This window comes from Frankia gtarii, from assembly GCF_025403375.1.
Lineage (GTDB): Bacteria > Actinomycetota > Actinomycetes > Frankiales > Frankiaceae > Frankia > Frankia gtarii.
The window spans coordinates 59,196-81,685 of sequence record NZ_JAMPTM010000002.1 but is presented as its reverse complement, the minus strand read 5'-3'; the positions used below and the strand labels follow the sequence as shown (position 1 = coordinate 81,685).

Annotated in this window: 18 protein-coding genes, 1 tRNA gene and 1 pseudogene; 7 read left to right on the top strand and 13 right to left on the bottom strand. The window is 68.9% G+C overall.

Annotation, left to right across the window (positions count from 1 at the left end):
* The first annotated feature begins 181 nt into the window (after positions 1-181).
* The 7 genes from NBZ83_RS00895 (at position 182) to NBZ83_RS00865 (ending at position 7,631) form a co-directional block, all read left to right on the top strand.
* On the top strand, positions 182-1,237 hold the full coding sequence (locus NBZ83_RS00895) for a radical SAM protein (protein WP_261568223.1): 1,056 nt from the start codon (positions 182-184) through the stop codon (positions 1,235-1,237).
* Entirely contained in the window at positions 1,230-2,612 is a 1,383-nt protein-coding gene (locus NBZ83_RS00890; protein ID WP_261568224.1) for a B12-binding domain-containing radical SAM protein, read from the top strand. Before NBZ83_RS00895 ends, NBZ83_RS00890 begins: the two co-directional genes overlap by 8 nt.
* Before the next feature lie 100 nt (positions 2,613-2,712).
* Complete coding sequence (locus NBZ83_RS00885; protein WP_261568225.1) at positions 2,713-3,918, top strand: PHP domain-containing protein; 1,206 nt, start codon at positions 2,713-2,715, stop codon at positions 3,916-3,918.
* Positions 3,919-4,023: 105 nt separating this feature from the next.
* A complete protein-coding gene (locus tag NBZ83_RS00880; RefSeq protein WP_261568226.1) occupies positions 4,024-4,998 on the top strand; it encodes a N5-glutamine methyltransferase family protein in 975 nt (324 codons plus the stop codon).
* 261 nt (positions 4,999-5,259) lie between these two features.
* Positions 5,260-6,315, top strand: a complete 1,056-nt coding sequence (locus NBZ83_RS00875; RefSeq protein WP_261568227.1) for an IS701 family transposase — start codon at positions 5,260-5,262, stop codon at positions 6,313-6,315.
* 7 nt (positions 6,316-6,322) lie between these two features.
* Positions 6,323-7,033: an IS6 family transposase gene (locus NBZ83_RS00870; protein WP_261568228.1), complete on the top strand. Its 711-nt coding sequence runs from the start codon at positions 6,323-6,325 to the stop codon at positions 7,031-7,033.
* Positions 7,034-7,040: 7 nt separating this feature from the next.
* Positions 7,041-7,631: a patatin-like phospholipase family protein gene (locus NBZ83_RS00865; protein ID WP_438803281.1), complete on the top strand. Its 591-nt coding sequence runs from the start codon at positions 7,041-7,043 to the stop codon at positions 7,629-7,631.
* A 148-nt stretch (positions 7,632-7,779) separates the two neighbouring features.
* Here NBZ83_RS00865 and NBZ83_RS33555 read toward each other — a convergent pair whose 3' ends face one another.
* From NBZ83_RS33555 to NBZ83_RS00800, 13 genes and pseudogenes are all read right to left on the bottom strand, one after another.
* Positions 7,780-8,358 (bottom strand): TerD family protein, encoded by a 579-nt coding sequence (locus NBZ83_RS33555; RefSeq protein ID WP_368861773.1) that lies wholly within the window; start codon positions 8,356-8,358, stop codon positions 7,780-7,782.
* A gap of 163 nt (positions 8,359-8,521) precedes the next feature.
* A tRNA-Leu gene (locus NBZ83_RS00855) sits at positions 8,522-8,606 on the bottom strand.
* 356 nt (positions 8,607-8,962) lie between these two features.
* Positions 8,963-9,463: pseudogene (locus NBZ83_RS00850) on the bottom strand (DDE-type integrase/transposase/recombinase); the annotation flags it as partial.
* 78 nt (positions 9,464-9,541) lie between these two features.
* Complete coding sequence (locus NBZ83_RS00845) at positions 9,542-10,441, bottom strand: IS5 family transposase (RefSeq protein ID WP_498041033.1); 900 nt, start codon at positions 10,439-10,441, stop codon at positions 9,542-9,544.
* 40 nt (positions 10,442-10,481) lie between these two features.
* Positions 10,482-11,357 carry an enoyl-CoA hydratase gene (locus NBZ83_RS00840; RefSeq protein WP_261566185.1) on the bottom strand — a complete coding sequence of 292 codons (876 nt, stop codon included), beginning with the start codon at positions 11,355-11,357 and terminating at the stop codon, positions 10,482-10,484.
* Positions 11,350-12,315, bottom strand: a complete 966-nt coding sequence (gene mmsB, locus NBZ83_RS00835) for a 3-hydroxyisobutyrate dehydrogenase (RefSeq protein ID WP_261566186.1) — start codon at positions 12,313-12,315, stop codon at positions 11,350-11,352. The genes NBZ83_RS00840 and mmsB overlap by 8 nt, the downstream gene beginning before the upstream one ends.
* Positions 12,312-13,385 (bottom strand): enoyl-CoA hydratase/isomerase family protein, encoded by a 1,074-nt coding sequence (locus tag NBZ83_RS00830; protein ID WP_261566187.1) that lies wholly within the window; start codon positions 13,383-13,385, stop codon positions 12,312-12,314. The genes mmsB and NBZ83_RS00830 overlap by 4 nt, the downstream gene beginning before the upstream one ends.
* Positions 13,382-14,521, bottom strand: coding sequence for an acyl-CoA dehydrogenase family protein (locus NBZ83_RS00825; protein ID WP_261566188.1), 1,140 nt, complete (start codon positions 14,519-14,521; stop codon positions 13,382-13,384). Before NBZ83_RS00825 ends, NBZ83_RS00830 begins: the two co-directional genes overlap by 4 nt.
* 11 nt (positions 14,522-14,532) lie before the next feature.
* Positions 14,533-16,041 (bottom strand): CoA-acylating methylmalonate-semialdehyde dehydrogenase, encoded by a 1,509-nt coding sequence (locus tag NBZ83_RS00820; RefSeq protein ID WP_261566189.1) that lies wholly within the window; start codon positions 16,039-16,041, stop codon positions 14,533-14,535.
* Positions 16,034-17,938, bottom strand: coding sequence for an acyclic terpene utilization AtuA family protein (locus NBZ83_RS00815; RefSeq protein ID WP_261574139.1), 1,905 nt, complete (start codon positions 17,936-17,938; stop codon positions 16,034-16,036). The genes NBZ83_RS00820 and NBZ83_RS00815 overlap by 8 nt, the downstream gene beginning before the upstream one ends.
* Positions 17,938-18,705, bottom strand: coding sequence for an enoyl-CoA hydratase-related protein (locus NBZ83_RS00810; RefSeq protein WP_261566191.1), 768 nt, complete (start codon positions 18,703-18,705; stop codon positions 17,938-17,940). Before NBZ83_RS00810 ends, NBZ83_RS00815 begins: the two co-directional genes overlap by 1 nt.
* Complete coding sequence (locus tag NBZ83_RS00805) at positions 18,702-20,717, bottom strand: ATP-binding protein (protein WP_261574138.1); 2,016 nt, start codon at positions 20,715-20,717, stop codon at positions 18,702-18,704. Before NBZ83_RS00805 ends, NBZ83_RS00810 begins: the two co-directional genes overlap by 4 nt.
* A 68-nt stretch (positions 20,718-20,785) precedes the next feature.
* Positions 20,786-22,453, bottom strand: a complete 1,668-nt coding sequence (locus NBZ83_RS00800; RefSeq protein ID WP_261566193.1) for an acyl-CoA carboxylase subunit beta — start codon at positions 22,451-22,453, stop codon at positions 20,786-20,788.
* Between the last annotated feature and the right edge of the window lie 37 nt (positions 22,454-22,490).

Below are 22,490 nucleotides of genomic sequence, written 5' to 3'. Positions count from 1 at the left end.
CGGGTCTTGCCGCTTGGGGGCGGCCAAAACCTTCCGGCGCCTAGCCTGTCGTTCTCGCGGGTTGCGTCATGCTCCGCTGACATCGGTGAAGTGGAAAGCCTCCACTCGTGAAGACGGAATCACTCCTTTGTGCGCCCAGAAAATCCCACATAGTGGACACTGTAGCCCGGAGGAACATGTTGTGAGCACCGAAAGACTGCCGCAGTTCCGCGTTACCCTCAACTCTAGGTGTGGTCGCGCGTGCTTCTTCTGCCGTCCCTCCGGGGAGGCGGTCGCCACAGCCGCAGATACCGCGCTTGCTGTCGACGACCTGATTCATATCGCGAAGATCGTGCGCAATCGCGGGATCACCAGCATCAAACTGACCGGGGGCGATCCCGCGCTGTACGAGCCGTTGGAGGATGCCGTCGACCGACTGCGGCGTGAGGCCGACTTCACGGACATCGAGCTGATCTCCCGCCATCCGTTGATCGGTGAGCGGGCCGCGGCTCTGGCCGCCGGCGGCGTGACCCAGTTCAACATGAGTGTGGACACATTGATCCCCGCGCTACACAAGGAGATCTGTGGTGTAGACGATCTACCTGGTGTGCTACGCGCTCTGGAGCAGTGCGTGGCTACCGGAGTCCCATGCAAGGTCAACACCGTAGTTATGGGCGGGATCAACGACCAGGAGATACCCGACCTGGTGGCCCACTGCGAGCGCCTGGGGGTTCGGACTCTGAAGCTCCTTGACGTCATCAAGGATCTGGACGAAGGCTCTGAGAGCTTCGCCCGCCGGTTGGCGATCAGGCGCGGCGCCACCTTGCGCGATCTGTACGCGCCCCTGAAGAGCATCGCTGATCGCTTTCGGGGCGCGGCATCGAGTGTGGAAGTGCGCCAGCAGGGCGGCCTGGGACACCCGATGACGGTGCTGACCATGCCCTCCGGTGTCGAGGTCGTGCTCAAGGACAGCCGGGCGGGAGCGTGGTACGGGACGATCTGCAAGGACTGTGTCTTCTACCCGTGCCACGATGCGCTGATGGCGCTGCGGCTTACCTCTGACCTCCGGCTGCAGTTCTGCCTGTTGCGCGAGGACTTCACCGTGCCACTAGAGGACCTGATCCGCGATCAGGATTCCACGGCGCTGCAGAAGATCATCAACGAGGCTCTGGACACCTACGTCGGGGCCCAGTTCCACGCGGACGCGAGCGAGGCCGGCGGCGTGCTGCCTGTGATCGGAGGGAACACAGGTGAGTAGAGAAGTGATCCTCTTCCATCCGAGGACGTTCCACGAGAAGAACTACCGATACTTCTATGTTCCGTATTCCCTACTGAGCGTTGCAGCCAGTCTTGACCGAAGCCGCTTCAACCTCCGCCTGCTCGACAACAATGTCGAGGCGGTCGAGGACTGGCGACCCTGGCTGGCCGAACTGGATGAGCCACCCCTGTGCGTGGGGATCAGCTCGATGATAGGTAACCAGATCTCCGACGGCATCTCCTTCGCCGAGGCGGTGCAGGAGGTGTTCCCTGGTGTTCCCCGGGTGTGGGGCGGGGCGCTGCCCACTGTCCTGCCTGAGCTCACCGCCGCGCATTCCGCAGTCGATGTCGCCGTTGTCGGGCAGGGGCAGCAAACCTTTGCCGACGTGCTGGATGCCCTCGCCGAGAACCGGCCGGTCCGCGACCTCCCTGGTGTGGCGGTCATGACAGCCGATGGGCCACGGCGTGCAGCCGCCCGTGCGTTCGCGGACTGGGACGGATTTCCGCCCTTCCGGAACTGTTACGACCTGATCGACGGCCATCGCTACATCCGCTATGACGAGCACATCAACTCACGGACGATCAACTACCACTCCAGCCAGGGTTGCCCCTTCTCATGCGGCTTCTGCTCCGAGGTGGCGCTGTGGGGGAGGCGGTGGACCGGCGTCGGGGTCGATCGGATCCTGGCTGACATCGAACATCTTGTTGAGCACCTGGGCGTAAACGGCATAAAGTTTTACGATGCCGAGTTTTTCATCAAGCGCAACCGGGCACAGGAGTTTGCCAGCCGCGTCGTGGACCGAGGGCTGCCGATCCAGTGGGCAGCCTCAGTCCACCCCCGGAACATCGACAGACTGAACGATGACGAGCTGTCGTTGCTCGCTCGATCGGGCGTCTCCCGTCTGCTCATGGGTGCGGAGTCCGGCGTACAAGAGGAATTGGACCTGATCGGCAAGCGCACCAGCCGAGAGCTGTTGGTACGGACCGCTCGACGATGCAGCGAACACGGCATCGTTGCCAGCTTCAGCTTCGTAACCGGGTATCCAGGTTTCCCAATGTCCCATATCGACCAGACTCTTGAGTTCGCCGCGGAGCTCCACGACCTCGGGCCCGAGCACGAGGCGAAAGTCCACTTCTACGCGCCCTATCCAGGAACGCCGCTCTATCAACGAGCTCTGGACTGCGGCTTCGTGCCACCGTCGAACCTTGACGAATGGGCAGGCTATGACTACTACTACATCACTACTCCGTGGATCGATCCGTCATATGAGCGGCCGGTCCGGGAGTTCAATGAGAGTTCCTATCCATATCTGCACCCGTCTCCCGAGGGTCCGGACAGATCACCGTCCGTACGGGTCTGCCCGATCATTCAGTAAGAGATCCTCCACCCGGAAGCAGGAGTTCCGGACCTCGTCTGCACACACCGCGTGCTCCTGAAAATCCCTGGCGCACACCGACCCGTAGAGGGGGAACCGTATGACGAATGCCTTCAGCGCGGATCTGCATTCCCACACCATCGCCAGTGGCCACGCCTTCTCCACACTCGACGACATGGCGCGCGCGGCGGCCGAGGCGGGTATCACCGTGCTCGGCGTCACGGAACATGGCCCTGCCATGGACGGTGCTCCTCACGCCGGCTTCTTTGATATGGCTGGGCGCCTGCCTCCGATACTGCATGGGGTGCGGGTTCTACCCGGGATCGAGGCCAACATCCTAGACCGCACTGGGCGGCTTGACCTGACCGGAGACCTCCTCGAGTTCCCGCAACTCGTACTTGCGGGCTTGCACGGCCGAACGCCCTATCCGTCAAACGCCACCCTCGTGGACAATACGGACGCCGTGGTCCGAGCGGCGCAGAATCCGGCTGTGCATGTGATCGCGCACCCCTACCGCTCGGCGTTTCCCGTCGATGGAAAGATCCTGGCCGAGGCCGCCGCCTCCACCGGTACTCTCATTGAGGTCAACCTCTGGGTTTTCCGCTCATTGCTTGAGAAGGCTCCGGACGCCTCCGCCGACCCGGTTGTGTCGCAGACCCGCCTGCTGCTGGAAAGGCTGCAGGAATGCGGTGGTCGTTATGTATTGAGCAGCGACGCCCACCACGCCAGTGAGCTGCATACAACGCGAGCTCTCGTCTCTGCTGTCTGTCGACTTCTCGACATCCGGGAAGACAATGCCGCCAGCCGAAATCTGGCTGAGCTGGCAGCGGCCATACCAGCGCTGCGGCCCGGGCGAGCGGACACCCGGCTCCAGAGCTGGCCTCTGGCGGCCGGGCGCGAAGAACCATCAGACGGTCCGACAGACCACAGGCTGTGGCGTGGAGTCTTCATCGAGGAAAGTCTTGAGAACCTCTCGCTTCTCGCCGCAGTGAACGTGGTCGGCGCCAGCTCTGGTTCTCTCGAGGAAGAGGGGGACCGTGGTGAGGTGACCTTTCGGCGAGTCGAAGTACCTGAGGAAGCCGTCGATGCGGTCGTGGCCGAGGCAGTCCAGACAATCAAGGAGGGCTGGTATCTTCACTTGGTCAGAAATGATCACATGAAGGTGGTGTTCCGCGGCAAGGTTTTCAGCCTCCAGCGGGGGGATTCCGATGCCTTGCAGGCCGCCGTCGACTACGGGGTGCAGCGTCAAGGCATCAAGGAAGCCCAACTTGGGTTGGCGCGGCTTTTTGCTGATCCATTCGGATGATTCTCTTCCGAGGGCCCGTCGAGAGTCGTAAACCCGCCGGCCTCGGCGGGTGGAACATCAGGAAGGCGATCAAAGGCCTCGCCCTGCGGTGGAAGATCCGAATGGATGACTGTGGAAGAAGGTGACGGGCATATGCATGTAACGGTGCGCGATATCCAGCGAAGGCTCTCCGTGGCAGGTCACGAGTACTCGGCCGGGTACGCCTCACTGTTGTATGAGCGCATACCTATACAGGAACTGGAATCTGCGTTGCGTGCCGTGGACCAGGGGTACCCGGTGCCGGTTCTCGCGGGGCTCCTTCCTTTTCTGGGGCTGGACTTGAAAGTGACCGAGAACGTGTTGATGCCTGGACCCGAGACCGCAGCTCTGACCAGGACGACGCTCGTTGTCCTGGCTGAGATCGAAGGTTCGCCGTCGGTGCTGGAAATAGGAACTGGCTCCGGCGCCATCGCTGTATCTCTGGCTCACCACCACCGGTCCGCCCGCATCACGGCCACGGACATCAGCCCGGGGGCGCTCGAAATCGCGCAGGTGAACGCGCAGAAGGTGGGCGTAAGTGACCGTGTAAGGCTGATCCGCCACGACTGTCGGGAACACCTGGACAGAGTGGGCCCGTTTGACGTGGTGGTAAGTAATCCGCCATATGTGGCCACGAATGATGTAGCCAAGCTGCCGCCGCAGTGGAGTATGTTCACTCCACGTATCGCCGTGGACGGAGGTGGAGACGGATTAAGCCTTATACGCGCGGTCGTGAGGCAGGCAGCCCAGTTGCTCCGGGCCGGCGGCTATCTCGTTCTGGAATGCGACGACGGCCAGCGCGCGACAGTGGAAGAGATAATCGCCGAAAGCGGCTCATGGGCTGTACGGTCTCTCTGCGGGAGAGCTGGCGAGGGACGAGTTATCGTTGCCCGATTCGCAGGCGTGGACGTAGGGAAGGACAGCGTGGAGTGGGGAAACCTTGACTCCCTGATGGGTTCATTCGCAACGGTCGAGTCCGTGTACCATGATGAGCTCACCCACGGCGTGCCGTTGTCCCACATTCCTCCATGGAGCGAGCGGACCACACCTCGAGCCAGATAGACCGCGGGCTGGGCCGGCTTTGTAGCCGGGGGCTTTTCCGCCCCGTCTGTCCGGCCCTCTCGTGTTTCGCGCTTTCCATGATCGAAACACGGCAAATGCATGATGAATGCGAAGATCGGACCGTTTCGGCTTCGTGGTATTCGGTGGAGGTATCCGCGTGTGGGACCGCGCGGGATGTCGGCGAGGAGAAGGCCCTGCTCACGGGCATAGTGACGGGAGCATCGGTGCTCTCATCCGAACACTGCGAAAGCGCGGATACCGATGCTCCCGGATGCCGGGATACCGGTCTCACTCGCGGTCCTGCTGGAATGTTTCCAGCCGTGTTTCACCGCCCCGACGTTCCAGACGTTCCGACTGCTCGTCACCGGCATGCTCGCCGCGCCCGCGCGGCGCACTGTCGTCGGGATGCTCGTCGGCGCCGCCCGGCAGGGCGAGGTCCCGCACGACCGGGCCCACCGCTTCCTCGCCCGGGCGGTCTGGTCGATCGTCGACCTGTCCGACGCCCTGGCCCGCCTCGTCGTCGAGCGGCTCGTCGGCGACGGGCCGATCACCGTAGCCATCGACGACACGCTGTTCCACCGGCGCGGGAAGAAGGTCTTCGCGGCCGGCTACTGCCACGACGGCTCCGCGCGCGGCGAGAGCTCGGTCGGCCACGGCAACAACTGGGTGATCACAGCGCTGGTCCTGCCGACGAGCGTGTTCGGCCGCCCGCTGTGCCTTCCGATCGGTGCCAGCCTCGTCGTGAAGGACACGATGTCCGCGTCCCGGCTGTGGCTGGCCGCCCGCGCCGCCGAGCGGCTCGCCCGCCTGTTCCCGACCCGGACGATCCACGTCGTGGCGGACTCCGCCTACGCCGGCCGCGAACTGCGAACCCTGCCCGCCAACGTCACCTGGACGACCCGGCCACGCGCCGACGCCGCGCTGTTCGCCCTGGCCCCGCCGCGTACTGGCCGCCGCGGCCGGCCGCGCACGAAGGGCGACCGGCTCGGCACCATCAGGGAGCTCGCCGCGGCCGCGGCCTACGAGCACGTCACGGTGACCCGGTACGGCCGCACCGACACCGTGGGGATCGCTGTGACCGACTGTCTGTGGTACTCGGTGTTCGGCCCGCGTACCGTGCGTCTCGTCCTGCTGCGCGAACCCGGCCGCCCGCTCCTCGCCCTGATCACTACCGACCTCGCCGCGATCGGCGCGCGGATCGTCGAGCGCTACGCGTCGCGCTGGGCGATCGAGACCGCGATCGAGGACGCGAAGCAGCTCGTCGGGCACTGTTGCATCGGCGAAGTCCGCCATCGCGGGGCGTCCGACCAGTCATGATCGAGTCATGCGTCGATGTCGTGTCCGTCCACCGGTTCCGACATCGGAGTTCGCGGGGTTCCGATTCCCACCGGAGGTGATCGTGCTGGCGGTGCGGTGCTACCTGCGGTACGCGCTGTCCTACCAGGACGTCGAGGAGCTGCTCGTGGAACGAGGCATCGAGGTCGACCACGTCACGGTCCACCGGTGGGTCCAACGCTTCACGCCCTTGCTCGTCGACGCCGCACGGCCGCGTCGGCACCGTCCTGGTGACAGGTGGTTCGACGACGAGACCTATGTCAAGGTCGCCGGCCGGTGGACGTACCTGTACCGGGCGGTTGACCAGCACGGGCAGGTCATCGACGTCCTCGCCAGCACCCGACGCGACCAGTCCGCGGCACGCCGGTTCCTCACCGGGACGCTGTCTCACGGGCGCCGGCCGGTCGAGGTCACCACCGACAAGGCACCCGTCTACCCTCGGCTCCTCGACGAGCTGGTACCCGAGGCCTGCCACGTCGACGCCGCGCGGGAGAACAACCGGATCGAATCCGACCACGGCCGCCTGAAAGCCCGGCTCTGCCCGATGCGCGGACTGAAACGGCTGCGCTCCGTCCAGACGATCAGCGCGGGGCATGCCTTCGTCCAGAACATCCGCCGCGGCCACTACGAACTCGGAATCGACACCGCCCCGCACACACGACTGACAGCCGCGTTCACCGAACTCACCCTCACGATCTGATCACCCGATCGGTAGGGCCAGCCATGCCCTGCCATCCCCCAATGCAACAGACCCGTCTGGCCTGCCCGGCCCGCAGCGGCGCCCGGACCCCCAACTGATGGCAGAGGTGTTCACCACCCTCGGCGATCCTGGGCTCGACCCGGCCGAGGCCCGCCGCCGCGTGGGCCGGATCGCGCTCACCGCCCCGACCGTCCCCGAGGACGTACACGTCGCCAGCATGGGATCCCTGACCGGTACACCTGACTGGCCGGACCGACGGCTACTGATCACCGCCGTGGATCTCGAGACCGGCCAGCCCGTCGTCTGGGACCGCAACAGCGGCATAGCGTTGCCCGTAGCCGTCGCGGCGAGCTGCGCCATGCCCGTCGCCTACCCGCCGGTCACGATCGACGGCCGCCGCTACATGGACGGCGCTCTGGGCGGAGGATCCCATACCCACCTCACCGCCGGCGCGGACACAGTCGTGATCATCGAACCACTGGCGCACAGGTTCGGGTCCCCCGCCGAGCCGGCCGGCGCCGCCACCGTGCTACGGATCGTCCCTGACGAGGCGGCGCAGAACAGCCTCGGCCCCGACCTGGGTGACCGGACCCGCTGACAGTCCGCTTTTCAGGCCGGCGCGAACCAGGCCTCCGAAGCCGCCCGACGCATCCGTCCGACCGCGTAGATCAGCGTGAGCGCCAACGCCAGCGCGGATCTCCCTCGACCCCCAAGAACTGCAGCAAGGAGTGGGGTGCGGTCGAAACTCACGAACACAAGCCACCAGGACGGGCGGGTGCGGTTGGATTCGACGAAGAACTGCGGTCACAACCTGGGAACAGAACCATCGCGCGGTAGATCTCCGCGGTGACGGCGGCGGCTTCGGTGCTCAGGCCGGTCAGCGGAAACCCCGCGACCGTCTCATCCGCAGTCGTGACTGCGACGCGTGGGCCGGTGAGGACCGCGCCGTTGGCGCCGACGGGCTGGTTGTAGAAGACCATCGCTTCGGGGTCGATCACTCGGCCGTCTGGTCCGCACAGCAGTGCGTTGATGTCGAGGTCGTCGGCGGCGTCGCTGACCCAGGCGACAACGACCTGGATCGGGGCACAAGGAAGCGGAGCATTCGCGCAGCGGACGAGGACGACGGCGGCGCGTCCGACGCAGGTCGCGGTGGTGTTCCGGCGAGGTCGGAGAGGCTCTGGCCCTGGCCAGGCGCCGACATCTGCCGGCCTCCCTGTCTTTCCCAGGGTCTGGATAATCCGGCTGTCGATGTCGCCTCGGACAGTCGTGGACCCACGGCCTCCGGTCAGCTGATCAACGAGTGCGGGCCAGTCGCGTCGGACCATGACTCGAGCTTCATGATCGTTATGGGTCTACCGACACTACATATGCGCATGGATCGCGAAAGCGCAGGTAGGGCGCCTGTGGGGCAATGGTTCGTGTCGGCCGGGATGGTCGAACCCCACGCGCGTTTGCGCAGGCCAGAGACCATGTTGATCTTCTGCGTTGTGTCCGAGGGGGGACTTGAACCCCCACGCCCGATAAAGGGCACTAGCACCTCAAGCTAGCGCGTCTGCCATTCCGCCACCCGGACAGGTGGTCGCGGGGTGTCTCACCCGCGCACGTCTGCGATGTTACACGGTCGGAACGGGTGCCTGGCGCTACCCCCGACCACCGGCAGATCAAGGCAGTGGGGGTGCGGAACACCGGGGTAGATCTTCGCCTTGTCGGCGGGGTCGGCCGTCGGGTCCCAGCCGGGAGGCAAGCCGTTCCATGCCGGCCGCGGCCTCGCCGCCACGAAGGGCTTCGTCGACAGGCACGCCGGGTTCGCCGCGCCGTCGAGTCCCGTCAGGTTCAGGCTGTACGGGCGTCGTGCCCTCGCCAGGGACCGTGGCGGGCGCTGTTGCATTCGGGGGATCTGACGCGTGCCAGGGGTTTTGGCGGTCAGGGTCAGACGGCGCGGGCGGGCTCGGTGAACGCGGTAGCAGGGCGAAGGTGCGGATCGGTGTCGACGGCATGTTCGTCGTGGCCGCGGCGGATGTTCTGCACGAGGGCGTGTCCGGCGCTGACGGTCTGGGCGGAGCGCAGCCGTTGCAGTCCGCGCATCGGGCGGAGTCGGGTTTTCCACCGGCCGTGGTCGGTTTCGATCCGGTTGTTCTCCCTGGCGGCGTCCACATGGTGGGCGGCGGGAAGCAGCTCGTCGAGGATCCGCGGGTAGACCGGGACCTTGTCGGTGGCGGCCTCGACCGGTCGGCGGCCGTGGGACAGCACCCGGGCGAAGAAGCGGCGTGCCGCGGCCCGGTCACGGCGGGTGCCGGCCACAACGTCGATGACCTGGCCGTGCTGGTCAACGGCCCGGTACAGGGAGGTCCACCGGCCGGCGACCTTCGCAGGGGTCTCGTCGACGAACCACCTGTCCCCAAGGGGGTGCCGAGGGTGGCATGGCCAGGCGTCAGGCACTGCGGATCTCGGGGCGCGGGGCTCCGGAAACGCGCAGGTGTCAGTGCCTGTCCTGAATCTTGATGGTTTTCAGGTCTCGCTGGTCTTGCGGGGAGTCCAGCGGGTGGCGGGGGTGCGGCGGGCGAGTCGGCGGACCATGGTGCGGATCATGGCCCAGTGGATGAAGGACTCGGAGTTCGCCGGGTCGCGTTCGTAGTCGCGGGCGAGGCGGCGGTGCGCGGTGATCCAGGCCAGGGTGCGTTCCACGACCCACCGTCGGGGTAGCGGCTCGAACCCCTTCTGGCCTTCTTTCTTCCGGACAATCTGAACCGTCGTCCTCACCACCGTCGCCGCCCAGGTAACGAACCGGCCGGCGAAGCCTCCGTCAGCGAACAGATACCTGCAGGTCGGGGTGGTGAAGTAGTGGTCAACGAGGAGCTGGCGGGCGCCGTCGCGGTCCTGACGGTCCGCGGGAATGACCAGGACGGTCAACAGCAGGCCGAGGGTGTCGACAACGATGAACCGCTTGCGGCCGTTGACCTTCTTGCCCGCGTCGTACCCCCGCGTTACGGCGCTCACCGTGGGCGCGGCCTTGACCGACTGGAAGTCGATGACCCCCGCGGTGGGCGCCGGGTCACGACCCTCGGCGCGGCGGACCTCGTCACGTACACCGTCGTGCACGATGATCGTGACACCCCTGCGTCTCCACCGGTCGAACATGCCGTGGACGGTCTTCCACGGCGGGAAGTCCACGGGCAGCGCCCGCCACACAATCCCGTTGTGCGTCACGTAGAGAATCGCGTCGACGATGTCACGCCGATCGTGCGCCTCCGGCCGGCCATCCTTCGACGGCGAGGGAAGCAAGGGTTCGACGTAGGCCCACTCCAGGTCGGACAGATCCGACGGATACCGGTGCGATCGCGCCATGTCCGGACCCTGACCAGTCGACCCCCGCGACCCAGTCCACCACACCGCGAAGATCCAGAACAGGCCACACGCAGCCCACGCAACCAAGATTCAGGACAGGCACTCAGACGTTACGGAAGACCGGTGGCCGCTTCTCAACGAACGCGGCCATGCCCTCCTTCTGGTCGGCGGTCGCGAAGGTCGAATGGAACAGGCGACGCTCGAACAGGATGCCCTCGGTGAGCGTCGTCTCGAAGGCGCGGTCGATCGCCTCCGTGACCATCACCGCCGCCAGCGCCGACACTCCGGCGATCTTCCCGGCCACCGCCAAGGCCTCGTCCAACAGGTCTGCGGCGGGAACGATCCGCGAAACGAGCCCGGCGCGCTCGGCCTCGTCGGCGCCCATCGTGCGGCCGGTCAGGCACAGATCCATCGCCTTCGCCTTGCCCACCGCGCGGGTCAGCCTCTGCGAGCCCCCCATGCCGGGAATCACCCCGAGGGTGATCTCCGGCTGGCCGAACTTCGCGGTGTCAGCGGCGAGCAGCACGTCGCACATCATCGCCAGTTCGCAGCCGCCACCCAGTGCGTATCCGGAGACCGCGGCGATCAGCGGAGTACGCACCCTGCTCAGGGCGTCCCAGCCGGCGAACCAGTCGGCCGCGTAGACGTCGCTGAAGCTCTTCGGCTGCATCTCCTTGATGTCCGCCCCGGCGGCGAACGCCTTCGCCGAACCGGTGAGGACGATCGCCCCGACCGACGGGTCACGGTCCAGCTCCGCCGCGGCCGCGATGACCTCCCCCATCACCTGGAGGTTGAGGGCATTCAGCGCCTTCGGCCGGTTGAGGGTGATCAGGGCGACGCCGGGATGTGGCCGATCGATGAGAATGGTCTCGTAACCGGTGGTTGCAGGCACGCCGGTGGTTGCAGGCACGCCGGTGGTTGCAGGCACGCCGGTGGTTGCAGCGTCGACGGTTCCCGCGGCGCCGTTCGCGTCATTCATAGACGGTTTCCTCGTCGTGACGGGCGCCCATGGCGCCCTCGCGGATGGCGGTGATGACGGCCGAGAAGTCCCGGCCGGGACCGTCTACGCGGACGAAGTCCGCATAGATCTCGGCGGCGGTGCGCCCCAGCACCGTCTGCACCCCTTCGGCGTCGGCGGCCGACCGGGCGAGCCGGAGATCCTTGAGCATCAGACCGGAGGCGAAGCCGCCGCTGTAGGCCCGGTTGGCGGGGCTGGTCGGCACCGGCCCTGGGACGGGACAGTTGGCCGTCAGGGCCCAGCACTGCCCGGACGCGGTGGACGCGACGTCGAACAGGGCCTGGTCGGTGAGGCCGAGGCGTTGGCCGAGCACGAACGCCTCGCTCACCGCGATCATCGAGATGCCGAGAATCATGTTGTTGCAGATCTTGGCAGCCTGACCGGCTCCGGACGCTCCGCAGTGGATCGCCCGTGAACCCATCGCGCGCAGCAGCGGCTCGGCCGAAGCGAGGGACGCCGGGTCTCCCCCGACCATGAACGTCAGGGTCGCCGCCTCGGCGCCGACCACGCCGCCGGAGACCGGTGCGTCGATAGCGCGGCATCCCGCCTCGATCGCCAGGGCGGCGGCGGCCCGCGCGGCGGCGACGTCGACGGTGGAGCAGTCGAGGAACAAGGTTCCCGGCCCGACCGCGGGGAGGATGTCCCGGTAGCAGTCCAGGACGTGGCGGCCGCTAGGCAGCATGGTGATGACGATCTCGGCGCCCCGGGCGGCGGCGGCGGCGCTCGCAGCGGTGCCGACAGAGGCACTCGCGGCCCGCGCGACCGCTTCCGGCGCCGGGTCGAACCCGGTCACCGACGCGCCGGCCCGCACGAGGTTTACCGCCATCGGCCCGCCCATGTTGCCCAGGCCGAGGAAGGCGATTCGCCGATCGGCGAGTTCCACGATTGCGACCTCCTTGTCCATCTCACCGACGCTCACCGGTGGGTTCCCCCCTCGGTGAGTCCAAGCCCGAGCTCGTGTCCACCAGGCCCAGGCGGCGCGAAGAAGTCGGCGACGACGTCGTCGCCGACGTCCGCCAGCCGCTGCGGAGTCCAGTGCGGGCTGCGGTCCTTGTCGATGATCTGCGCCCGGATGCCCTCCGCCAGGTCGGGCGAGTGCAGGCAGGCACTGGAAACCCGGAACTCCTGGTCGAGCGCCGCCTCGAGGGTCGGTAGCCTGGCGGCGAGCCGCAGCGCGCGCAGGGTCACCTTGAGCGCGGTCGGGGACTTGCGCCCGATCTCCTTGGCCGCGGACCTGGCCTCCTGCCCCTGCTCGCCGAGCCGAGCCAGGATCTCCTCGACCGTCGACGCGCCGTAGCAGGCGTCGATCCACCCCGCCTGGGCGGCAAGATCGCTCGCCGGGGCGGGTTCGGCGAACGCCGCCACCACACCCGCCGGCTGGTCGCCGTCCAGCCCGCCGCGGCCCAGTGCCTCGGCCAGCGCGTCGAGCCGGTGGCTGGGCACGAAATGGTCGGCGAGTCCGCAGTGGATCACGTCGGCACCGGTGAGCTGGGCGGTCGTGAGCGCGGCGTGGGTGCCCAGTTCACCCGGCGCCCGGGACAGCAGGTAGGTGCCGCCGACGTCCGGGACGAACCCGATACCGACCTCGGGCATGGCGATGCGGGAACGTTCCGTCACGACGCGCAGCGCGCCATGCGCGGAAATTCCGACCCCGCCGCCCATCACCAGACCGTCCATGAACGCCACGTACGGTTTCGGATACCGGTGGATACGCGCGTTGAGCCGGTACTCCTCGGCCCAGAAGTCCAGCGAACCGGTGCCCCCGGAACGGGCGTCGTCGTAGATCGCGCGGATGTCGCCCCCGGCGCACAGCCCCCGGTCCCCGGCGCCCTCGATCAGCACAGCGCGGATCCGCTCGTCATGCTCCCAGCGGTCGAGCACGTCCGCGATGGTCCGCACCATGCCATGGGTCAGCGCGTTGATGGCGCGGGGCCGGTTCAGCGTTATCCGGCCCAGGCCTCCCTGAACCGCGACCAGCACATCGGTCATGGCGCCGCCGCCAGCATCGAACGGGACACGATGACCCGCATGATCTCGTTCGTTCCTTCCAGGATCTGGTGGACCCGCAGATCGCGGACGATCTTCTCCAGGCCGTACTCGCTCAGATATCCGTAGCCGCCGTGCAGTTGCAGGGCCTGATTCGCGACTTCGAATCCGGTGTCGGTCGCGAAGCGTTTCGCCATCGCGCAGAGCGGGGTGGCGTCATGCTCACCGGCGTCCAACGCGGCTGCGGCGCGCCACAGCAGGGTGCGCGCAGCCTCCAGGCCGGTGCGCATGTCCGCCAGCCGGAAGCGCAACGCCTGGGCGTCGGCGAGCTTCGCGCCGAACGCCTCCCGCTCCAGCAGGTGCCGCACCGCCTTGCCCAACGCGGCCTCCGCCCCGCCGAGCGAACACGCCGAGATGTTCAGCCGCCCGCCGTCCAGCGCGGACATCGCGACGGCGAACCCGCCGCCCTCGGGACCGAGCCGGTCGCCCGCCGAGACCCGCGCGCCGTCGAGGATGACCTGGCGGGTCGGCTGGGCATTCCAGCCCATCTTCGCCTCGTTGGGGCCGAAGGACATTCCTGGGTTCGCCCGGTCGACGACGAACGCCGTTATCCCCTTCGGACCGGGACCGCCCGTGCGGGCGAGCACCACGTAGATGTCGGCGGCTCCGGCGCCGGAGATGAACTGCTTGACTCCGTCGAGGATGTAGAAGTCACCCTCGCGCCGGGCCCGCGTCGACAGGGCGGCGGCGTCGGAGCCCGCTCCCGGTTCGGTCAGGCAGTAGCTGGCCAGGTGTTCCATGGAACACAGCGCCGGGACGAAGCGGGAACGCTGCCCCGCGTCGCCGTAGCGGTCGATCATCGCGGTGACCATGTTGTGGATGGAGAGATAGGCGGCTATCGACGGGCACCCCGTCGCCAGCGCCTCGAAGATCACCGCGGAGTCGAGTCGACCGAGTCCACTGCCGCCCACGTCCTCGGCGACGCAGATCCCGCCCATGCCGAGCTGCGCGGCCTTGCGGAGCACGTCGACGGGAAAATGCTTGGTCTGGTCCCACCGCAGCGCGTTCGGTTCGAGATGTTCGGCGGCGAACGCTGCCGCGGTGTCGCGTAGCGCGTGCTGTTCCTCGGTGAGAATCATCAGGTGGACCGTCAGTTCATCGTCGGGATGACGAAGCTGGCGCCCTCTTTGGTGCCACCGGGCCAGCGAGAGGTGACGGTCTTGGTTCGCGTGTAGAACCGGATGGAATCGGGACCATGCTGGTTGAGATCCCCGAAACCGGACCGCTTCCAGCCGCCGAAGGTGTGATAAGCGATCGGGACCGGGATCGGCACGTTCACCCCGACCATGCCGGTGTTGACGCGGCTGGTGAAATCGCGGGCGGTGTCACCGTCGCGCGTGAAGATGGCGACCCCGTTGCCGTACTCGTGTTCGCTCGGCAGCCGCAGCGCCTCGGCGTAGTCCCGGGCACGGACCACCGTGAGCACCGGGCCGAAGATCTCCTCCCGATAGATCCGCATGTCCGGGGTGACATGGTCGAACAGCGTGCCGCCGAGGAAGAAGCCGCCCTCATAGCCGGCAACGACATGCTCGCTACCGTCGACGACCAGGTCCGCGCCCTCCTCGACGCCGCTGCGAACATAGTCGCGCACCCGCTGGACGGCGGCCGCGGTGATCAGCGGGCCGAAGTCGACGCCGGCGTCGTCCGAGGCGCCGACCTTCAGGGCGCGCACTCGCGCGGCGAGCCGTTCGACGAGCGCGTCCGCCGTCGCCTCCCCGACCGGGACCGCCACCGAGATGGCCATGCACCGCTCCCCCGCGGACCCGTAACCGGCTCCGACGAGGGCGTCGACGACCTGATCGAGGTCGGCGTCCGGCATCACGATCATGTGGTTCTTCGCGCCGCCGAAGCACTGCGCGCGCTTGCCGTGCGCCGCCGCCGTGGCGTAGATGTACTCGGCGATCGCCGACGAACCGACGAACCCGATCGCCTGGATCCGCGGGTCGGTCAGCAGCACGTCCACGGCCACCTTGTCGCCGTTGACCACGTTGAGCACCCCCGGCGGCAGGCCGGCGTCGATGAAGAGCTCCGCCAGCCGCAGCGGCACCGACGGGTCACGCTCGGACGGCTTGAGCACGAACGCATTGCCGCAGGCGATGGCCGGGGCGGCCTTCCACAACGGGATCATCGCCGGGAAGTTGAACGGGGTGATCCCGGCGACCACGCCGAGCGGCTGGCGCATCGAGTAGACGTCGATCCCGGTGCCCGCGCTCGCGGAGAAATCGCCCTTCAGAAGGTGCGGAATGCCGATCGCGAACTCGACCACCTCCAGCCCCCGCTCGATGTCGCCGACCGCGTCGGCGATCGTCTTACCGTGTTCGGACGACAACAGCCGGGCCAGGCTGTCGCGCTCGGCGCGGACCAGGTCCACAAAGCGCATCAGCACCCGCGCCCGGCGCTGCGGATTCCACCGCGCCCATTCGAGCTGTGCCGCGGCTGCATCGGTGATGACGGCGTCGACCTCGGCCTGCGACGCCAGTGGGACGCGGGCCTGGACCCGACCGGTGTTCGGATCGAACACGTCGCCGAACCGGCCGGAGGTTCCGGGCAGCAGCTTGCCGGCCACAAAATGATGCAACTCGTTCACGATGTCAGCCACCTAATTCCCAGCGGGAGGACCGCTTGACGAACAGAGCCCCGTCACGTGCGCGGGACGGGACATGGATGGGATCCACGAGCTCGACGGGTACCTCGACATGGCGCGAACGCACATACTCGGCAAGCCCCTTCGCCTGCGGGTCGGGACGGGTCGCCGAGGCGACCCCCTCGCCGAGCAGGCCGACGACGACGAAGTTCACCGCCCGCAGGTTCGCGAGCTCGTAGCGGCGAACCTGCAGCCCCCGTGCCTCCGGCACCAGCTCGGCGAAGCGCCGCGCGGTCAGCTCGGCGGCGAGCCAGGTGTAGGTCGCGGCGTCGCGGGCCCAGACACCGACGTTGGCGTTGCCGCCCTTGTCCCCGGATCGGGCACCCACCAGCAGACCCAGCGGGATCCGTACCGTGCCACCCGGAGCACTCGGGGCCGGCAGAGCACTCGGGGACAGCGGAGCACTCGGGGCCGGCGTCACCGGCGATGTCCGCGCAGAAGGCGCCGGGGTGGCCGGGGCCGTCGGGCTGTGCGGGATGGCGATCCCGCGGCCATCGTCGAGGACGACGCGATGCTCCACCGCGTCCCGCCCGACGAGTGTCGGCCAGTACACGCCGTACGCGCTCTCGGCGGTCGGCGGGGTCGTCGTGTGGAAGCCGGCGTACCCGCCCAGGGCCAGCGCCATCGTTGCGTCCGAAAACGCCCGGCCCACCCGCTTCGGATCACGGTCCTTCACCGTGATCCGCAGGTGCGCCGTCGCCAGGGCGTTGTCGTCGGCGTCGGGATGGTCGAACCGCAGCAGCCGCACGTCGACGGCGTCGAACGCGTTCTCGCCGCCGAGCAGGTCGAACAGCTCGTGGCGGGCCCAGGCGGCCTTCGCCTCGATGTCGAGACCGGTCAGGACGAGCGTCATCGTGTTGCGGTAGCCGCCCAGGTAGTTCATCGCGACCTTCAACGTGCCCGGCGGCGGGCTTCCCCGGGTGCCGGAGATCCGCACCCGGTGCGGACCGGTCTGGGTCAGGCTCACCGTGTCGAAGTGCGCGACCACGTCGGGGTTCGGGTAGGCGGGCTCGGCGATCTCGTAGAGCAGCTGTGCGGTGACCGTACCGACGGACACCAGTCCGCCGGTGTCGGCGTGCTTGGTGATGACGCTGGAGCCGTCGGCGGCGACTTCGGCGATCGGGAACCCCGGATACCGCCGGTCGGTGACCTCCGAGCCGAACGCGTAGTTCCCGCCGCAGGCCTGCGGTCCGCACTCGATGACGTGGCCGGCCGCGACCGCGCCGGCGAGCCGGTCCCAGTCGGTGCGCGCCCATCCGTGCCACCAGGCCGCCGGGCCGACGACGAGGGACGCGTCGGTCACCCGAGGGGTGACGACGACGTCCGCTCCCGCCTCCAGCGCGGCGGCGATGCCCCAGCCGCCGAGGTAGGCGTTCGCGGTCACCGGTTCGACCCCGCTCGCGGCCAGCTCGGCGAACGGACGCCCGGTGTCCAGGTGCGTGAAGGACTCGCCGGCCGCCCGCAACGGCCCGATCCGGTCCGTCAGGTCGTCTCCGGTGACATGGGCGACCCGAGGCGACAGGCCGAGCCCGGCGGCGACCTTGGTGACCTGTTCGGCCAGGCCCGCGGGGTTGAGGCCGCCCGCGTTGACGACGATGCGGATTCCACGGTCCAGGCACGTGCCGAGCACCTGTTCGAGCTGGACGAGGAACGTCCGCGCGTAGCCCGCACCGGGGTCCCGTCGGCGGGCCTTCCACAGGATCAGCATCGTCAGCTCGGCGAGATAGTCGCCGGTGAGCACGTCGATCGGGCCGCCGTCGACCATGAGCCGCGCGGCGTCGATCCGGTCGCCGTAGAAACCCGAGCAGTTGGCGATGCGAACCGGTCGCCCGACCGGCTGGTCGGCGGCCATCAGCGCCCGCTCCAGACCGGCCGGCGCTTCTCGCTGAACGCCCGCGGCCCCTCCTGGGCGTCGGCGCTGAGGTAGACCGGCTCCCAGATCCGCTCCGCCTCGCGGTACGCCTCGGACAGGGGAAGCTGGGCGAGCAGACCGACGGTGCGCTTCGCGGCCCGCACCGACAGCGGCGCGTTGGCCGCGATCGTCTCGGCGAGTTCCCGCGCCCGACCGGCGAGGTCGGTTCCCGCCACGACCTCGTTGACGAGGCCGAGCTCGTAGGCGCGCCGGGCGGCCATCGGCTCACCGGTGAGCAGCATCTGCATCGCGATCCGGGGCGGCAGCAGGTAGGGCAGCGGCGCGGCCCAGGGCGCCCCGCGGCCGACCTTGACCTCGGTGATCGCGAATCTGGCGTGTTCGGCGGCGACGACCAGGTCGCAGCACTGCGTCAGGAGGAATCCACCGGCATAGGCGACGCCGTTGACGGCGGCGACGACGGGCTTGTCGACATCGATGTTCCGGCCGGGTTGGGGCACGTAGTCCGGCGGCGGCACCGCAAGCGCCGCCGTCGCCATCTCCTTCAGGTCGCCCCCGGCGCAGAACGCCCGATCGCCCGCGGCGGTGAGCACGAGAACGGACGCGTCCCCGTCCGCGTTGAACTTGGCGAAACCGTCCCACAGGCCCCGGCGGACCTCGGCGGACAGCGTGTTGCGGGCCTCCGGCCGGTTGATGGTCAGCCACGCGACCCGGTCGTCCCGCCGGTAGATGACCGCGGGCGGGGTCATCGCGCCGACCCCGGTGTGATGACGGCGAGGACGTGCCCGCCGTCGACGGTCTGGCCGGGACGCACGTCCAGCGCGCTGAGGACGCCGTCGTGCGGCGCGGTCACCGCGTGTTCCATCTTCATCGCCTCCAGAACGAGCACGACCTCTCCGGCGGTCACGGCCGCACCCCGCTCGACGGCGACCCGGACCACGGTTCCCGGCATCGGAGCGGTCAGCGACCCCGCCGCGGCGCTCGCGCCCGGCTCGACGAACCGGGGCGTCTCCCGGGCCACCGTCGACCCGCCGCGACCGTCCAGGTAGACCTCCGGCCCGACGCGGTGGACCCGGACCGTCGAGCGAACGTCGTCCACGGTCAGATCCGCCTGCTCGCCGTCGAGACGGTGCACCACCACCTCCCGGGCCCGGCCGTCGACGGTGACGTCGACGCGGTCCGCGCGCCAGCGGTACGTCACCTCCACCTCGCGCCCGGACACACCGCGCCCGGACGATCCCGGGCCGGACAGCGCGAAAACGGCACGCTGCGGCGAGGTCGGGACGTTGCGCCAGCCGGGCGGCGCGCCCGGGAGGATCCCGTTCGCCCGGCGCTCGGCCGCGGCGGTGAGCGCGGCCGCCACCAGGTGGGTCGCGAGGACGTCGGCAGACGTCGCGGGCGAGCCCATCGCGACCGCGTCGTGCCGGTCGAGATAACCGGTGTCGATGTCGCCGGAGCGGAACGCCTCGTCGCGCAGAACGGCGACAAGCAGCTCCCGGTTGGTGGTCACCCCGTGCACGCGGGTGCCGGCCAGCGCGCGGGCGAGTCGGCGGATCGCCTCGTCACGCGTCGCGCCGTGCGCGATGACCTTGGCGAGCATCGGGTCGTAGTGGACGCCGACGACCGACCCGTCCGCGACCCCGCTGTCGACGCGAACGCCGTCGAACGTGGGCACGTCGAAACGGTGGATCGTCCCGGTCGCGGGGAGGAACCCGGCGGGCACGTCCTCGGCGTACAGCCGGGCCTCGACGGCGTGGCCGGTGATGCGGGCGTGGCGCAGCTCGGCCGGCAGCGGCGCGCCCTGCGCCACCAGCAGTTGCGCCCGGACGAGGTCGAGCCCGGTCACCTGCTCGGTCACCGGGTGCTCGACCTGCAGCCGGGTGTTCACCTCGAGGAAGAAGAACCGGCCGGTGCGGTCGAGCACGAACTCGACGGTTCCGGCACCGACGTAGCCGATCGCCGCGGCGGCCGCGACGGCGGCGGAGCCGAGGCGCTCCCGCAGGTGCTCGTCGACCGCGACGGACGGCGCCTCCTCGATGATCTTCTGGTAGCGCCGCTGGATCGAGCACTCCCGTTCGAACAGGTGCACGACGTCGCCGTGAGTGTCGGCGAAGACCTGCACCTCGACGTGGCGGGGACGCTCGACATAGTGCTCCAGGAACACCGTGCCGTCGCCGAACGCCGCCGCCGCCTCGCGCCGCGCGCCCGCCACGGCGTCCGCGAGCGCCCCGGCGTCGCGCACGATGCGCATGCCGCGCCCACCCCCGCCGTAGACGGCCTTGACCAGCACGGGGAAGTCCAGCTCAGCAGCGGCCTTCACCAGCCGGTCGGGCTCGGCGAGCAGCTCGTCGTCGACGATCAGGCCGGGCAGGACCGGCACACCGGCCGCGCCCATCAGTTCCTTCGCCCGGGTCTTCGACCCCATGGCCGCGATGGCCTCCGGGGGCGGTCCGACGAACACGAGCCCCGCCTGTGCGCACGCCCGCGCGAAGTCGGCGTTCTCGGACAGGAAGCCGTAGCCGGGATGGACGGCGTCGGCCCCCACCCGTAGCGCGGCGTCGATCACCAGATCGCCACGCAGGTACGTCTCGGCCGGCGTCGCCCCGGGCAGCCGGACCGCCTCGTCGGCCGCGGCGACGAACGGGGCACCCGCGTCGGGGTCGGAGAAGACCGCGACCGTGGCGATGTCCATCGCGTGCGCGGTCCGGATGATCCGGACGGCGATCTCGCCCCGGTTCGCGACCAGCAGTTTTGTGATCACTCGCCCCCCTGGGGTCGCTCGGCTCTGCGGTGTCACCGGCCTCTGTGATGTCACCGGGCGCACGGGGCTCACATCCGGAAGACGCCGTAGCCACGGCGTCCCTCGATCGGGCCCGAGTGCGCGGCGGACAGGGCGACGCCGAGCACGGTGCGGGTGTCGCGCGGGTCGAGGACGCCGTCGTCGTAGAGCTTTCCGCTCATGAAGAAGGCGTGCGACTCCTCGCCGATCTGGCGTTCGATCTCGGCGCGGCGCCGGTCGTCGGCCGCGGTGTCGAACGGTCGGCCGGCGGCCTCGGCGGCGGCCCGGCCCACGATCGACAGCACCCCGGCCAGCTGGGCGGCGCCCATGACGGCGAGCTTGGCACCGACCCAGGCGAACATCAGCCGTGGGTCGTAGGAGCGCCCCGACATGCCGTAGTTGCCCGCGCCGAACGACGCCGCCATGTTGACGGTCAGGTGCGGCACGGCGCTGTTCGTCACCGCGTTGATCATCTTGGCGCCATCCTTGATGATGCCGCCCTGCTCGTAGGCCGCACCCACCATGAAACCCGTGGTGTTCTGCAGGAAGATCAGCGGCGTGTCCACCTGGTTGGCGAGCTGGATGAACTCGGCGCCCTTCTTCGCCTCCGCGCTGAACAGCACGCCGTTGGCGTTGGCGAGCACCCCGACCGGAAAGCCGTGGATCGATGCCCAGCCGGTGACCAGGCTGGTGCCGTAGTCGGGCTTGTACTCGCCGAACCGCGAGCCGTCGACGACCCGGGCGAGCACCTCGCGCGGGTCGAACGGCACCCGGATGTCCGCCGGCGCGATCCCCAGCAGCTCGTCGGCGTCGTACACGGGCGGGTCGGCGGGCAGGCTCGGCCCGGGTCCGCGCTTACGCCAGTTGATCTCGGACAGGATCCGTCGGCCGATCCGGATCGCGTCGGGCTCGTCGACCGCGAAGTAGTCCGCGACTCCGGAGACCCGCGCGTGCATCGCCGCGCCGCCGAGCTCCTCGTCGTCGGCCTCCTCGCCGGTCGCCATCCTGACCAGCGGTGGCCCGCCGAGGAACACCTTCGCCTGCCGATCGACCAGCACCGCGTGGTCGCACATGCCCGGCACGTACGCCCCGCCCGCGGTGGAGTTGCCGAAGACCAGGGCGATGGTGGGGATGCCGTCGGCCGACAGGGCGGACAGGTCGTGGAAGATCTTCCCGGCCTGGACGAACAGGTCGGACTGGTTGGGCAGGTCGGCACCGCCGGACTCGACGAGGTTCACGACCGGCAGCCGGTTGCGCCTGGCGATGTCGAGGGCGCGCAGTGTCTTGCGCAGCGAGTACGGGTTCATCGTGCCGCCGCGGACCGTCGGGTCGTGCCCGATGATGACGACCTCGACCCCGGACACCACCCCGATGCCGGTGACGACGCTCGCGCCGACAGCGAACTCCGTTCCCCAGGCCGCGAGCGGGGACAGTTCGAGGAACGCCGAGTCCCGGTCGAGCAGCAGCTCGACGCGCTCGCGCACCAGCAGCCGGCCGCGCCGGCGGTGTCGGTCGCGGTAGCGCTCGCCGCCGCCGGCCCGCGCGATCTCGAGCTGCTCCGCGAGCTGCGCGAGGTTGGCGAGCTGGGCGGCGCGGTTCGTGCGGTACAACTCGGAGGCGGTGTCCAGGCGGGACCGCAGGACGGTGCCCTCGGCCGCCCGCGCCTGCGCCGCCGGCCCGCCCGGCGCGGGCGCCCATCTCGTGGCGGAATACGTCATCGCTGTCTCCTCAGTGGGGCCGGAACTCCTCAGTGGG